General features: G+C 69.4%; 10 protein-coding genes. 6 read left to right on the top strand and 4 right to left on the bottom strand.

From position 1 onward, the window contains the following. The first annotated feature begins 29 nt into the window (after nucleotides 1–29). Together ACWDOP_RS15045 and ACWDOP_RS15040 are read left to right on the top strand one after the other, a co-directional pair. Complete coding sequence (locus ACWDOP_RS15045) at nucleotides 30–1,988, top strand: type VII secretion target (protein WP_456345541.1); 1,959 nt, start codon at nucleotides 30–32, stop codon at nucleotides 1,986–1,988. Between the two features lie 70 nt (nucleotides 1,989–2,058). Further along, nucleotides 2,059–4,392: a hypothetical protein gene (locus ACWDOP_RS15040; RefSeq protein WP_456345540.1), complete on the top strand. Its 2,334-nt coding sequence runs from the start codon at nucleotides 2,059–2,061 to the stop codon at nucleotides 4,390–4,392. A gap of 80 nt (nucleotides 4,393–4,472) precedes the next feature. On the opposite strand, the gene ACWDOP_RS15035 is transcribed toward ACWDOP_RS15040, so the two are convergent. After that, nucleotides 4,473–5,528: a hypothetical protein gene (locus ACWDOP_RS15035; RefSeq protein WP_456345539.1), complete on the bottom strand. Its 1,056-nt coding sequence runs from the start codon at nucleotides 5,526–5,528 to the stop codon at nucleotides 4,473–4,475. A 171-nt stretch (nucleotides 5,529–5,699) separates the two neighbouring features. Between ACWDOP_RS15035 and ACWDOP_RS15030 the strand changes: the two genes are divergently transcribed. Both ACWDOP_RS15030 and ACWDOP_RS15025 read left to right on the top strand, forming a co-directional pair. After that, a complete protein-coding gene (locus tag ACWDOP_RS15030; protein ID WP_456345538.1) occupies nucleotides 5,700–6,641 on the top strand; it encodes a C40 family peptidase in 942 nt (313 codons plus the stop codon). A 27-nt stretch (nucleotides 6,642–6,668) separates the two neighbouring features. Next, nucleotides 6,669–8,468, top strand: a complete 1,800-nt coding sequence (locus ACWDOP_RS15025; RefSeq protein WP_456345537.1) for a WXG100-like domain-containing protein — start codon at nucleotides 6,669–6,671, stop codon at nucleotides 8,466–8,468. Nucleotides 8,469–8,509: 41 nt separating this feature from the next. On the opposite strand, the gene ACWDOP_RS15020 is transcribed toward ACWDOP_RS15025, so the two are convergent. The 3 genes from ACWDOP_RS15020 to ACWDOP_RS15010 form a co-directional block, all read right to left on the bottom strand. After that, nucleotides 8,510–9,487: a hypothetical protein gene (locus tag ACWDOP_RS15020; RefSeq protein ID WP_456345536.1), complete on the bottom strand. Its 978-nt coding sequence runs from the start codon at nucleotides 9,485–9,487 to the stop codon at nucleotides 8,510–8,512. Then, nucleotides 9,484–9,768, bottom strand: a complete 285-nt coding sequence (locus ACWDOP_RS15015) for a hypothetical protein (protein ID WP_456345535.1) — start codon at nucleotides 9,766–9,768, stop codon at nucleotides 9,484–9,486. The genes ACWDOP_RS15020 and ACWDOP_RS15015 overlap by 4 nt, the downstream gene beginning before the upstream one ends. 158 nt (nucleotides 9,769–9,926) lie before the next feature. Next, a complete protein-coding gene (locus tag ACWDOP_RS15010; RefSeq protein ID WP_456345534.1) occupies nucleotides 9,927–10,913 on the bottom strand; it encodes a GlxA family transcriptional regulator in 987 nt (328 codons plus the stop codon). Between the two features lie 94 nt (nucleotides 10,914–11,007). On the opposite strand from ACWDOP_RS15010, the gene ACWDOP_RS15005 reads away from it, so the two are divergent. Both ACWDOP_RS15005 and eccA read left to right on the top strand, forming a co-directional pair. Then, on the top strand, nucleotides 11,008–11,541 hold the full coding sequence (locus ACWDOP_RS15005) for a hypothetical protein (RefSeq protein WP_456345533.1): 534 nt from the start codon (nucleotides 11,008–11,010) through the stop codon (nucleotides 11,539–11,541). Nucleotides 11,542–11,930: 389 nt separating this feature from the next. After that, nucleotides 11,931–13,643: a type VII secretion AAA-ATPase EccA gene (gene eccA / locus ACWDOP_RS15000; RefSeq protein WP_456345532.1), complete on the top strand. Its 1,713-nt coding sequence runs from the start codon at nucleotides 11,931–11,933 to the stop codon at nucleotides 13,641–13,643. The last annotated feature ends 21 nt before the right edge of the window (nucleotides 13,644–13,664 follow it).

The raw sequence follows: 13,664 nt of genomic DNA, 5'->3' as shown, positions 1-13,664 counted from the left end.
AACGGAGGGTGGAAGGAGATCGGTTCACTATGCCGGACGGTGTGGACATCGAACCCGCGGAGCTGCGTCGGCTCGCGAACCAGCACGATCAGGTCGCGGCGGACATCAGGGCGTGGGCCGAACCGCCGCACGACTGGCTGCGCGCCTTCCCGCATACCTACGGCAAGGTCGCCCACCCGGTGGAGAAGGCGCTGTACAACTACTACGGGGCACGCGAGCGCACCGGATACGCGCTGGCCGACCAGCACACCAACACCGCGAACGCGTTGCGGCAGGCCGCGCTCGATCTCGAGAACACCGATCTGGATGGCCGGATCGCCCTCGAACGATCGGCGGACCCCTTCGGCCCGGGCTCCGGAACGGGGGACCGGCCGGTCGCTCCGGCGCCCCTGCCGGCGAATCCCGGTGCGCCCGAACCGATCACCGGCGGCGACGAGCGCGTCCCGGTGCCGATCGGCGGCGGCGGGCCGGCGGAAGCTCCGCCGGTGATCACCGGCCCGGGCGGTACGCCCGAATCTCCGGCTGTGCCGGGTGCGCCGCCCGCCGCGCCGGTTCCGGGCGTCCCGGTGGAACCGGGCATGCCGGTGAGCCCCGGAGCGCCGGGCATGCCGGTGACGCCGGGTATGCCGCTGGTGGCGGGCGGGCCCGCCGCGCCGGGCGTCGATATGCCCGGTGGTGGTGCGCCGCGAACCGCGCCGCTCGGGGTCGAGGGAGGCCTGCCCGCGTCCGTTGCGGCGCCGAGTGTCCACGATGCTCCGCCTGCGATAGGAACCCCATTGCCCGGCGCGGCAGCCGCGTCCGCGATGCCGGGCGAGCCGGCGACGAACACGGGCGCCGTGCCCGTGATGCCGATGCTGTCGCCGTTCGCCGCCGCGGTTGCCGCCGCCCGGGACCGGGACGCGGGGACCGCCCATGTGGTCAACGCCGTCGTCGACGAGGATCTGCTGCTGGCACGGACCCTGTTGGCCGCGGTGCTGGCGGCGGTGGACACCCCGGCGGTCGGTCTCGCATGGGCGGTATCGGTCATGCGTGGCCCCGGCGGCATCGGGGTGTTCATCACCTCGAACGAGGGCCGTGGCTGGCTGGCTCCGGGGCTGTACCTGCCACGCGAGGTCTCGACCCCGTGGCTGTGGGACGAATTGCTCGGCGGCGACGGCGCGTCACCGTGGGAGGGCGTATCCGATCCGGCGCGCATCCTGGCCGAGTTCGGCCTGGCCTGGGGCCCCAGGGCCGATGCCGCCCTGTCCGCGCTGGCATCGTCCGGGTCGATCGACGCGAGTCTGCGGGCCGCGCTGCCCGATGTCGCGATGGCCGATCTCGTGGGACCGGCATATGACGTGGATCTGCGCGTGCATACACCCGACACCGCCGACCGGCTCGGCGTCGCGGCTTCGATCCCGGCCTTGGAAAGGGCCGCGGCGGTGCCGGATTCCTCGATCCGAGGACATCGTGTGGAACTCGCCGTGCAGGCCCACGCGCAGGTCGCGCGCGCGGGCGTCGCCCCGCCGGAGGCTGCAGCGGCGCGCGTGCTGCGCGACCGAATACTGCAGGCCGTCCGGTCCGGGCAGCCGGTGCCCCGGCGACTGTGGTCCGACCTGCGTGATGCCGACGATCTCCTCGCGGCGTCCATGCTGTCACGCCGAGTCGATGTCGGTCGCGTCGATCTCGGTGGGTTGCGAGTCGACGACGGACCAGAAGTGTTGCGCGCCATGGTGTTCGAACGGCGCTGCAACGAGTTGGCGTTGCTGCTCGCCGAGGAGCCCACCCGGCAGAGCCTGCGGGACAGCGTGTACGCACACGAACAGATCGCCGGGCACCCTCGGTTCGCGGTGCTCCCGGCGGCCGTGTCCGGGACCACTCTCGAACAGATGGCCCCCGCGAACACGCCCCAGGGCGCGGTGTCGCCGCCGGTGGTGTCCGGGCCGCCCCCGGGCGTGACGGTCGCACCGTCCGGCGCCGTTCCCACGGCCACGCCCGAACGCTCGTGACCGGCAGTAGAACTGGAGACAGCGTGCGAATCCGTGTCATCGTGCGGGCGAGTCGAGGTCGGTCGATCGCATGACCTCCGACGGCGCTCCGGCGTCCGGCCCGACCACGTCCCCGCCCCCGACCGTCTGGCCGCCGCGTTCCAACGGGCTGCTGCCGGAGTATCCGCCGGGCTGGCGGGTGCCGGCCACCGCGCCCGCACCGACCGCGACATCCGATACCAAGCACGGACCACCCGCTCCGACCGCGCCGCCCACGACGGCCCCCGCGCCGACCGCGCCGCGGACGGCCGAACCCGCCACTTCCGCACCGACTTCGGCTCCCGGCCCCACCACCGGTGCTCCCGTTCCGGCTGCCCCGCCGGCCGCCGCCGTTCCGGTGGACACCGACCTGGGCAATTCGCTGGCGGTCGGCGATACCCTGGGCACGGGCTTCCGGTTGACCTCGGACAACGACCTGTACTCGCTCGGGTTGACCAACGGCAATCTGGTACTGAGCGGCCCCGACGGCAGGACGCTGTGGGAGTCCGGCACCAGCGACGCCAACGGAAAAGTGCTGTGGGCGACCATGGGAGCGGACGGCTCGCTCGATGTGCAGGCCGACGCCCACTATCAGGCGCTGACCAAGTGGTCGACGCAGGCCGGTCTGAAGAACGCCGGCAGTCTGCGGCTCAACGACGACGGCAGTCTCGTCGTGATCGGCAAGGACGGCAAGACGATCCTGGCGACCCTCGCGCCGGCGGATACCGTCAAACATCTCTATCTCGTCCAGTTGAACCCGCCCTTGGGCTCGCCGCCGGTGTTGCGCACCGCCCTCGAGAGCGCACAGCTCTGGCTCCAGGACGTCGTGGATCTCATGGGAGTGGGCAAGGCAGCCGAGATACCCGACTTCCGGAAACTGCTGAGCAACGCCGGACTCGCCGACACCCGCAACACGGGAGAAATGGTCGATGCCTACAGCTCCAAGCTCGATGCCTTCGGGACGGTCAAGAAGGCATTGCGCGGGAACGATGTCGATGTGAACGTCACCGCCGGGCAGGTGGCCGAACAGACCGCGCGGGCCCTCGGCGAGATCAAGAACCTGATCGAGGATCTGAAGGACATCCTGCGTCTACCGCAACTCGGAAAGGACGCGCCCGCGGCTGTTCGCGCCGATCCCGGTGATTTCGAGTACAGCGGTGAGCGGGATGGTCAGGGCGGGTTGGTCAAGGCCGAAATGAGCAGGCCTGCCGTCGAATACGTCATGGGTGCGCTGTTCGAGTGTGTGGATGGGGTGAGCAAGGTTTTCCGGCGGGTGATCGCCGATGCCGAACGGGCGCGCAAGCAGATCGATCCGCCCGCACCGCGCGAGCGCGGCGACGCCGACGGGCCGACGCGGCAGCGCCCACCCGGGCCGCCACCGAGCACCCCGGGTCCCGCTCCATCGGACCCCCGGACCCCCGCGCCCGTGAACCCGGATCAGCCGCCGCGCAGCGCCCCGGGCCCTACCGACTACCGCGACCTGTACAAGGACCTGTTGGGCGGCCCCTCCGACGGCGGGAAGGCCGGCTCCGACGTCCCGGTCAAGACCGACTCCGACGTCGTCAAAGCGATCGACGCGGCTATCGCGCGGATCGAGAGCTCGGCGTATTCGACCGCCCCGGCGCCGGGCATCAACACGGCCGACCGGCCCCGGGCTCAGCCCGAGGCGCGTAACGAGCAGGTCGGACTCGGCGGGCCCCGGACCGGTGGCGGAGGGAGCACCGCGGGTGCGGCGAACGGCGGCGGAGTCGGTGGCGGCGGCAACATGCTCTCGGGCTTGCTCGGGCCGGTGATGATGTTGGCCACCATGTTGCCGACGTTGATGGAATCGCTGAAGCAGCGTGAGACCGACTCCGAACGTGATGATGACGCCGAGGATCGTGAAGTGTCCGAGGGTGATCCGAATCAGCCGGTGCCCGCGTCGCCGGGTGGTCCGGAACAGGTGCCGACGACCGACCCGCCGCCGGTCACCGCACCCGTGACCGATGCCGGTTCGCCGCCGCCGGTGAACGGCAAGACGATGGTCGACCTGCCGTTGGATGGCACCAACCAGCGCGTCTCCTCGGTGGTCGCGCAGGCGGTGCAGCGAGAACTGAACAACCCCAATGGAAGCGATGCCCTCGCCGCCTATCAGGGGACACCCGGCGAGGAATCCGCGAACAGCAGATGGGCTCCGGTCGGGGACGCCCAGTTGCGCACCGGTGACGTCATCCGCTGGGCCGATCGCTCGGCGCTGGTCGTCGTGCTGAACGACGGCCCGCGAATGATCGTGAACGGCAAGCTGATACCGCTCAGCTCCGAAGGCGACTTCCGGGGCTACTTCCACCCGACCGGGGCGGATGTGGGGGGCGAGCCCGCTTCCCGCGATCCGCTGTCCACGGTCTGACAGCGGATCGAGCCGCGCCGATCGCTATCGCGGTCCGGTGTGACGGGCGCTCGCAGCGATGCTCCGGTCGGAGCAGAGGTTCAGGCGTCCACAGGGCGGACAGCCGGCGCGGGTTCGGGCTTGTACTCCGCACTCGCCACCGGGGGTGGCGGCGCGTCGGCGTTCGGCGGTGGCTGGACCGCCACGGGCTGCTCCGGTTCACCCGCGGCAGGTGCCGCCTGTACGGATCGATCCTGCTGTTCGCGGTCGTCTTTCTTGCCGTCCTCGTTCTGCGGCAGCAACTCCGGCAGCTTGAACAACAGCGGTATCCCGACCGCCGGCAGTATGCCCAGCAAGGGCCCCAGGATGCTCATGATGTCGCCCGATCCGGATCCGCCGCCGGAACCACCGCCCGATCCGGATCCGCCGCCGGTCCCGGGGCCGCCCGGCCGAGTCCCCGGACCACCTGGACCGGGACCGGTGCCGCCGTTGCCCGGGCCGGGTTTGTCCGACCCACCGGGTCCGGATCCCCCCGCCATGCGGGCGTTGTCCATGGCGACCCTGCCGACCATGGCGTACACCGACTCGAGCGCGTCGGCGATCTTGTGCATGAGCTGGATCTCGTCGCTGGACTTCAGCTTTCGCGGCCCGACCGCGCGCAGTGTCGTATTGAGCTCCGCGACCACACGTTTGATGGCGATAAGTGTCTGGTCCTTCTCCGCCGCCATCACCGTGGAGACCCGTATCACCTGGCCGTCCATGCTCAGCAGCGCGCTCTGCCGGGCGCGCACGGCCGTTACCGCGCGCTCGTACGCATCGCTGGCATGTCCGCTGCCGAGGGCGCGGTAGACGGTGTCGGTCAGCAGATCGTCCATCCGGGGTGGCGGCACCGTCGAGCCGCGGCCGAGCAGGTCGACCGCGGTCTGTATCGCGGTGTCGACCATGGCGATGAATATCCGCAGCGCCGCCGACGCGCCGGGCGGGCAGTGCAGCGGCGGCACGGTCCAGTAGTGCTTGCCGACGCCCGGCGGCGTGGGTGGCTTCGGTGGTTTCGGTGGCTCGGGCGGCTTCGGTGGCTCGGGCGGACAAGGCGGCGGCTTCGATGCGTCGGGCGGTCGCGGCGGAACGATCCGGGCCGAGGCCACTTCGGTGGTCATGGTGTCGGTACCGCCTCCCTGCTGAATTCGGATCCATTGTCGGGTCTTCCCCGTTCTGGGAACACGCACGCCGTCGCCGGTCGGGCATAGTCGAAGAGCGCGCGGCCGGTGCGATACCCGGAATCGGCTGGGCGGCAGAGCAGGCGCGGTCCGGGCCGAGATCGTGGTGACGTGAGGGCGGTGCTGCCGATGGGGACGATCCTGAACGAGGATCTGCGGGGAGTCATGGATTCGCTGCTGGGGCTGTACGGAGCCGGACTGCCGGACGCCGCGCCCATCACGGCCGCGCGCTCGGTCACCGAGCAGCCCGCGGGAATGAGCACGCCGATGGCGAACCACTACGGCAGCGCGCGCGGGATGCAATTGGCGGTCGCGGAGGCACACGCGCGCAGAGACGGCGTGGTCGTTCAGGCTGTGGCGGACTCGGGCGGCAATACCGCCGTCGGCAGGAACCGGCTGAACGATCAGATCGCCGATCTGCACGCACGGGTCCGGGCGATCGTCGCGGTGTCCGACACGCGGTTCAGCGGTCCCGCGCTGCTGAACGCGGCGCAGAGCGCTATCTCACAGGCCACCAAACAGATCGACGCGGACACGGCCGCCGCCCGCGGGCTCGCGGCTCGTATCGCGCCCCCCGCCCCGCCGCTGTCGACCACTTCCCGCCGCACGGTGTCGACGCGGCGGCGGCGGACCCGGCGCGTCCGCCGCCGCAACCGCGTGTACTCGGACGGCACCGCCGGGGGCAACGCCGTGCGCGCTGCCAGCGGCTGGGTCGGCGCACCCTATGTCTGGGGCGGCGGCGGCTCGGGGGGACCGAGCAGGGGCGGCTTCGATTGCTCCGGCCTGACGCAGTACGCGATCGCGCAGGCCTCGGGCGGCGCGGTGGTGTTGCCGCGCACCACTTACGAGCAGATGTACAGCGGGGTGCGCGTGCCGGTGCAGGACGTGCGCCCCGGGGACCTGGTGTTTCCGGCGGGCTCGTTCAGCGGGCGCGGTCCCGAGCACGTGCAGTTGGCGGCGGGCAACGGCATGGTGATCGAGGCTCCGCTGCCGGGCTCCTCCGTGAAATGGTCCCGGATGCCGAGCAACGCCGTGGTCGTGCGGGTGCTCTGAGCCGGAAGACGATGGGGGAGAACGTCCATGGCCATCGAGATACCGAGCGAAGTCGTCCTGTTTCTCAATTTCGCCGGGGTGCCGTATCCCGACGTCGACGAGGACCAGGTCCGCGAATTGGCTCAGCAGATGCGGGAGTTCGCGGGCCGTGTGCGGCAGACGCACGAGTCGGCGACCGGTGCGATCAACGACATGGGATCGGTCTACTCCGGCTACTCGTACCGGCAGTTGGTCGCGGCCTGGGGCCGGATGAGCAACACCCATATGGCCGAACTCGACCGGACCTGCGAGGTGGTCGCGCGGGCGCTGCACGCCGCAGCGACGCTCATCACCGTGGTCAAGGCGGCGGTTCTCGCCGAATTGGCCGCGCTGGCAGCGGTGTACGGGAGTTCTCTGGCGGCGACGATCGCGACCTCGGGTCTGGCGGCGGCGCTGACCCAGGCGGTTACGGTGGCCGCGCGCAAGCTGGTGGGGGTCATGGAGCAGGTGCTGCTCGCCTATCTGGCAGCCGAGGTACTGGGCAAGGCGATCGAGCCGCTGGAGCAGGTCGTGGCGGACATGATCAACCGAGTGACCTATCGTGCCGTGACCGACCTGCTCGATGTGCCGGAGGACGGCGCGTCGGTACAGCCGCTGAGTATCGAGCCCGACGAGGTCTCGCGGTACGCGGATATGCTGAACGGATTCGCGGACGACATCCTGGCGCACGCGTCCGATTTCGCGAACAAGGTGGGCGAGCTGGACTTCACCACCGGTGGCGCTCGATATCCGGGGGAGGCTTCCGGCTCGTATCCGCCGGTCGTGCCCGCGGCGTCGCCGAGTCGAACTCCTTACGTCTCCGCCGATTTCCCGCCGTCGGTGGCGGTGCAGCGCGCCGCGCCCTCGCCGGCGCTCAGCGACCCGGCCGCGAACGATCGCGTGCTCGTCCGCACCGGTACCGGAAGTAGCGTGCCCCTTGGAGCGGCGGAAGATGTTCCACGGCAGGGGGATCCGCCGGACCGAGGGGCCGGTGCGCGACCATTGCCCTCGACGCCGGAGGCGCTCGTTTCGCGCGCGCTCCCGCCGGCCGTTCCCAGCTCGGATCCCCCTGCCGATCTGCCGGTCATGTCGGCGGCCGGGCCGAGCGCGACCCGCGAGCCTGTCGTAGACGGTGAGCTCGGAGCTGTGCCGCGCGCGGGCGCGCCGTCCGCGTCGCCCGGGCCGGCGGTCCCATCGGCGTGGGGTGACCCGGCCGTAGCGAGTTCGCCCGCGACCGCGCCGGCCAACGCCGTGCTCGCGACTGCTGCGCACGGCGATGGGGCAGTCTCGTCCGCTGTCCCCGAAAGACCTTCGTCTGGAGCGTCTTTCGCGCCGCCTCTTCCCGGGACGACCGGACCCACACTGTCAGCCGCTGAACTCGGAGCGGTACCCATGGTCGCACCGCCACCTGATGGCGCCGGCTCGCCGACGCCGCGGGAGCGAGCCGGCCCCGGCGCCCAGTCATTGCGTGGTGCGCCGGAACATCCCGCACGACAGCACGGTTCGGGTCCGTCCACGCGCTCCGGCACCGGTACCCGGAAGAGCCCGTGGCACGCCAGAGCCGGCGGTCGGGCGAACTCCCGGACAGCGCTCGGCGACTCCGGAGACCCACCCGCGATGACCGCCGCCCCGGTGGACATCCGGTCGAACCCGGGGACACCGTGGTCCAAACCTGTTCCCCAGCACGGCAGACCGCCGACGGTGTTCGCTCCCGACGCGGGACCGCCTGCGCCCGTTCTCGGCGACGACCGTGCCATCCATCGTGGCCCGGGGGACTCGGCGAGCCCTGCGCCGGTTGGTCGAGCATGACGATCGAGCGCCGCACCATCGCCTCGTGCGGCGCTCGATCGTCAGTAGAACCGGACGTCGGCGGGTATCCGTTCCTGCGTCCGCACCGCGCCGAGTCTGGCCAGCGCGCCGTCGATGGCGTTGGGAGGCAGTCCGGCGTCCCCGAGCGCGGGGCGCAACCGGCCGAGGTCCGCGTCGCGCACCGCCTCCAGAACCTGAGGTTCCAGTGTCGTTCCCCGCTGCGCGGCGATGAAATCGGATTTCATGCGGGCTTCGAGCGGGCGCGCGTTGATCGGGAACGACCACCCGTGGTCGATGGCGACGACATCGATTCGATCGCCATGTTCTACGGTGCGGTAGTTTCCGGGATGCCGGTCCATCGCGCCGATCACGTAGTCGAGGACGGCTACCTGCTGTTGCTGGACGAGCGGGTAATCCGAAACCTCTCTCGCGTCGGTTGACTCGACGAACTGTTGAATCATTCCCGGTCCTTCCGGTCGGCCGTCCGGACCAATGAGACCCGGGGTGCGTGCAGTAGGCGGCACTCGGCCGAACCCCAAGATCTCATCCACTCGATAAGCGGCGATCTCCCTGTTGGTCAAGGAACCTGGGGTGTGCGGGAAGGGAAGAATCGGATGATAGGCCTCGCCGCGAATCGGCTTGTAGATGTTGAGCTCGCCATCGTCCGATCGGATCTTGCGAACGTCCGTCACACTGTCGAGGACGATTTCGAACATGTCGTCGCTGAACTCGACCGGGGTGGTGAGCCTTCGCGCGGCCATGGCCGACTCGGCGGCGCTGCTGCGATAGCCCCAATCCCGCGCGGACGCGCGCAGAGGGTGAGCCTGGCGTACCGTGCGGGCCTCATCGCCGATCGCAGCCGCGCCACGTTGCTCGGCATGCGCGACTGCTCGCGCCGAGGCCTGAATGCTCTTGCCCCGCTCCGTGTACGCTTCGGCCACCGCTCGTGTTCCCAAACGCAAGGTGCGGGAGATGCTCTCGGTGATCTGACGCAGTGCCGGGGTCAGACTGCCGCTCATCGCTTGTCGCGCGGGCTCTCGTCCACCAGACGGTAGTAGCTCATCCCGGGCAGTCCCAGCACGGCGTGCAGGAAACGCGATCCCTCGTTCGGTCTGATTCTGCCGGACCTGTCGTGGCCTATGATTCCGCGCTCGTACCATTGTTCCGCGACGCGGCAACCGATGGAGCCGGTCATGACGAGTTCCGCGTTGCCTGCGGGCGTCAACCGAAATTCGGCCACCTTGCACGGTGTCTCCCGGCCGACATCGTAGATCGCGACCACGGTCGGAAAGCCATCCATCTGCCGCCTCTCGTCAGTGAGCCCCGACAGGTCCGGGGCCCCGCCCACGCTCGCCGCTATTCGACCCTACGGCCGCGCCGGGCGACGGTGTGCGCTTCCCACTGCGGGGAATACGTGCGCTGACCCGCCCCCGAACGGGTCGCCGGTCCGGTGCCTCATCACACGGCGCAGCCCCAATACAGGGAGGAGGCTCGGACCTCGGCGATCGTTTGCCCGCGCTTCCGGCGGAACAGGGTGCGCAGGGTGCCGGCGTTGAGGTAGCCGACCCGGCCGGCGATCGCGTCCACGGTGAGCGTCGTGCTGTGCAGCAGGTGGGTTGCTTCCTCCAGACGGATCTCGTCGACGAAATCCCTTGGTGACATCCCCAATTCGGCTTGCGCGGCGCGTTGCAGACCGCGGGCGGTGAGGCCGAGTTCGCGGGCGGCGTCGGTGATCCGGAACTGGTCGGCCAGGTGTTCGCGGACCCAGCGCTCGAACGCGGCGGTCAAGGAGTCGCCCCGGGCGAGCACCTCGGGGATGGCGGCCCGATTCTGGGTCCGCCTGTCGCCGGCCAGCAGGTAGCGCCCGGTTAGTTGCGCTACTTCCGGACTGCGTCTGGTCACGAGCGCCAGCGCCATATCCAAGTGCGCCACGACCGCGCCGACCGTTGTCACGTGCCCGTCGTCGCACAGGGTTTCCGATACGGCGAGATCCACTCTCGGGTAGCGGCGCCGGAAGTCCGCGGCCAGCCACCAGCTGGTGGTGGCTCGCAGTCCGTCCAGGACACCGGCTTCGGCCAGAAAATAGGTGCCGGTGCAGGCCGCCGCGAGCGGAATACCGTCCGCGTGTGCCTTCGAGATGTATTCGAGTGCATACCTATTGGGCGGGGCGGTAACGCGAGCCAGTACATCGTTCGGTTGTAGCGCCCCCACGGCGGCCACGATCACCAGATCCGGACGTTCGGCAAGTTCGGAAAGCGGGATGGTGGACATTCGATTCCCGTTACCGGTGCGTATCTCGTCGCCGAGTGACACGATCCGCACTCGCCATGGAGCTAGACTCGAATTCACTTCGTCCAGAAAGCAATTAGCGGTTTTGAAGACCTCGAGCACTGCGGAGAGTCCGAGATCTCCCACCTCCTCGGTGGCCAACACGACGACGTCCATGTCGCAAACAGTACCGAAAATGTCGTTTCAGACACTCGGATCGGGCGACCGGTCTGTCTTAGGCTCCTCACACGCTCAAAGGAGGATCAGCAGTATGGAGATCACCAGCAGTCGTTGCCGCGCATTCGAATACACGGTGACGGCGCCGGCCGCGTGCGCAGTCGATATCGATGCCGCGCTGATCGGCGTGGCGAATTCGTTCACCGACTGCATTACGGTGTCGATCGCGCTCCAGCGGGGGGCGGATCCTGCGATCGTCGGGGCGGCAACGCGCACCATCCTTGATCTGGCGGCACGCGCCGACGCGGCGCAGATCGTGATCAACGGGGATTTCCGGCCGCCGCCGCGTACGGAGAGCGACTGGCCGTGCCGTGACGTACTTGCCGAATTGGCCGATGCCCTGGACTCGGTGACCGCCATCGCTCAGCGGTTGACGAAGGCCGGTAGGCGGGTGCACCTCATGCCCTTCGGTTGGCACACCGAAATCCGCGTAGAGGTCCGGGATCGAGACCGGCGATGTATCGGTATCGCGGCGGGCCCGCCGAGTTTCTTGTGGCTGGCCGGTTTTCTGGCCGTGCGGCGTCCGCCGGCGCCGACGGTGGCCGGAAACCGGTTGACAGTGCCGTGATCGGGTTCGACGGGCGCAGCCGGTGGTGTCCGGTACCACCGGCTGCCCCGGGAAGAGGCCGCACGTGAGGGGCGGCGGCCCGGTTCCGGCCGCGGCCGTTCACCGGATCGCGGTGATCGTCCGCTGATCGTAGAGGTGGGATGAGGGGACCACCTCCCGATCAATGTGCCGTTGGTTAACGACGCAATGAATAGTGGCATATTCGCCCGTCCGGGCGGCGTCGGCGCAATTCCCACCAGTGGGAATCGGTGCGCGGGAACCCTTCCCAGGCATGGGAAGTAGGCCCGCACCGCGCGCGTCTACCCTTCGACCAGACCGAGATCGGCGGAAGGAAATCCGAGTTGTCAGCGGCCGAGGACGCGTTCTACACAGGGGTTCAGAGTCTCGGTTTGGTTGCCGGGGGAGTACGCAACGAGCAGCATGCGCTGGCGGCGTTCCGGGCGGCCACCGACCTCGATCCGGATATGTGCGATGCCTGGTTGGGCCGGGCGATGGCCGGTGACATCACCCCGGAGGTGATCTACGGGGCCTATCGATCGGTGCACAACCTCTACCGGGATCAGCAGCGCGCGGGTCTGACCGATCGCTCCCTGTGGTGTCAGGTCGACATCGGCATGTACGGCCTGCGGGCGGCGATGGCGGACCGGGACCAGATCGCCCTGGCGCAGGCCTGCCAGTACGCCGAGGGCGGCGAATGGGAGGAGGCAGCGGCCATCCTCGATCAGGTACCCGCCGACGACGTGGCCGCGTTCGTGCGGATGTCGCTGTACTTCCGCACCGCCCGCTGGCCGGAGGTGATCGAATCCCGCACCGCCGAACCGGTTCTCGATGACGGGCTGCTGGACATCGCGTGCGAGCTCATGGCCGCCGAGGCGCTGGCGCACCTGGGCCGGTTCGGCGAGGCGCTGCCGCGCGCACAGCGGATCGTGGAGGACAGCTCCGCGGGCAATCTTTCCTATATCTGGGCGGACGCGCATTTCCTGCTGGGAATGGTGCTGCGGCACAACGGCGACAACGAGGCTGCCGATCGAGTGCTCAAAGGGCTGCAGGGCTCGGCGCTGTGGCAGCAGCGCCCGCGCTGGCAGCGGGCGGTGGCCGACCGGAACTTCCGTCTCGAACTCACCACCGCCGAGGTCGTCGCGACCCGTACCGATCGCTGGGACCCGAGCACCGGGGACGATCCGGCCGAGGCGGCGGCCACGGCCGCACGGTCCGAACGCGAGGCACTGCTCGCCGAGGCGTCGGAGCTGCTGCTCGCGCAGATCGGCATGGATTCGGTGAAGGAACAGGTGGACCGGCTCAAGTCCGGCGTACTCATGGATCAGGTGCGCGCCCGCCGCGGCCTGTCGGTGGATTCACGATCCCATCATCTGATCTTCTCCGGGCCGCCGGGCACGGGGAAGACCACCATCGCGCGGGTCATCGCGAAGATCTTCGCGGGACTCGGCGTGGTGGAGAACGCCGACGTCGTGGAGGTCTCGCGCAACGACATGGTCGGCACGCACCTCGGGCACACCGCACCCAAGACCAACGCGCTCATCGATTCCGCCCTGGGCGGAGTGCTTTTCATCGACGAGGCGTACACCCTCATCCAGGAGGGACTCTCCGGCGGGGACGCCTTCGGCAAGGAGGCCGTCGATACCCTGCTGGCGCGTATGGAGAACGATCGCGACAAGCTGGTGGTGATCATCGCCGGCTACGAGGACCAGATCGACCGCTTCCTCGCCTCCAACGACGGTCTCGCCTCACGGTTCACCAAACGCATCCGGTTCGCCAGTTACGCCGCCGCCGAACTCGTGCAGATCGCCGAACACATCGCGCACAAGAAGGATTCGATCCTGTCGCATCACGCGCGCGAGGCTCTGCTCGATCGGTGTGAGCAGTTGTCGGGCCAGACGCACAACGGCCGCCGCCGCATCGACCTGGCCGGCAACGGGCGCTTCGTGCGCAATGTGGTCGAGGCCGCCGAAGCCGAACGCGACTACCGCTTCACCCGCGAGAACGTCGACGTCGCCGCCATGACCGATGAAGAACTCATGACCATCTCGGAGGCCGACATCACCGCCGCGCTGGAGGGATTGGCGCCGGCCGGAGCGCACTGACGGCGCACGAGCGGTTCTGAC

The sequence above is a fragment of the Nocardia sp. NPDC003693 genome, assembly GCF_053981095.1.
The sequence above is the reverse complement of the archived record's forward strand: the minus strand, read 5'-3'. Positions and strand labels throughout refer to the sequence as shown.

Bases quoted from the DNA above. Each gene is read 5' to 3' on its own strand.
- ACWDOP_RS15025 (WP_456345537.1), top strand. From the start codon at position 6,669: ATGGCCATCGAGATACCGAGCGAAGTCGTCCTGTTTCTCAATTTCGCC.
- ACWDOP_RS15010 (WP_456345534.1), bottom strand. From the start codon at position 10,913: ATGGACGTCGTCGTGTTGGCCACCGAGGAGGTGGGAGATCTCGGACTC.
- ACWDOP_RS15020 (WP_456345536.1), bottom strand. From the start codon at position 9,487: ATGAGCGGCAGTCTGACCCCGGCACTGCGTCAGATCACCGAGAGCATC.
- ACWDOP_RS15015 (WP_456345535.1), bottom strand. From the start codon at position 9,768: ATGGATGGCTTTCCGACCGTGGTCGCGATCTACGATGTCGGCCGGGAG.
- ACWDOP_RS15035 (WP_456345539.1), bottom strand. From the start codon at position 5,528: ATGACCACCGAAGTGGCCTCGGCCCGGATCGTTCCGCCGCGACCGCCC.
- ACWDOP_RS15040 (WP_456345540.1), top strand. From the start codon at position 2,059: ATGACCTCCGACGGCGCTCCGGCGTCCGGCCCGACCACGTCCCCGCCC.
- ACWDOP_RS15045 (WP_456345541.1), top strand. From the start codon at position 30: ATGCCGGACGGTGTGGACATCGAACCCGCGGAGCTGCGTCGGCTCGCG.
- ACWDOP_RS15005 (WP_456345533.1), top strand. From the start codon at position 11,008: ATGGAGATCACCAGCAGTCGTTGCCGCGCATTCGAATACACGGTGACG.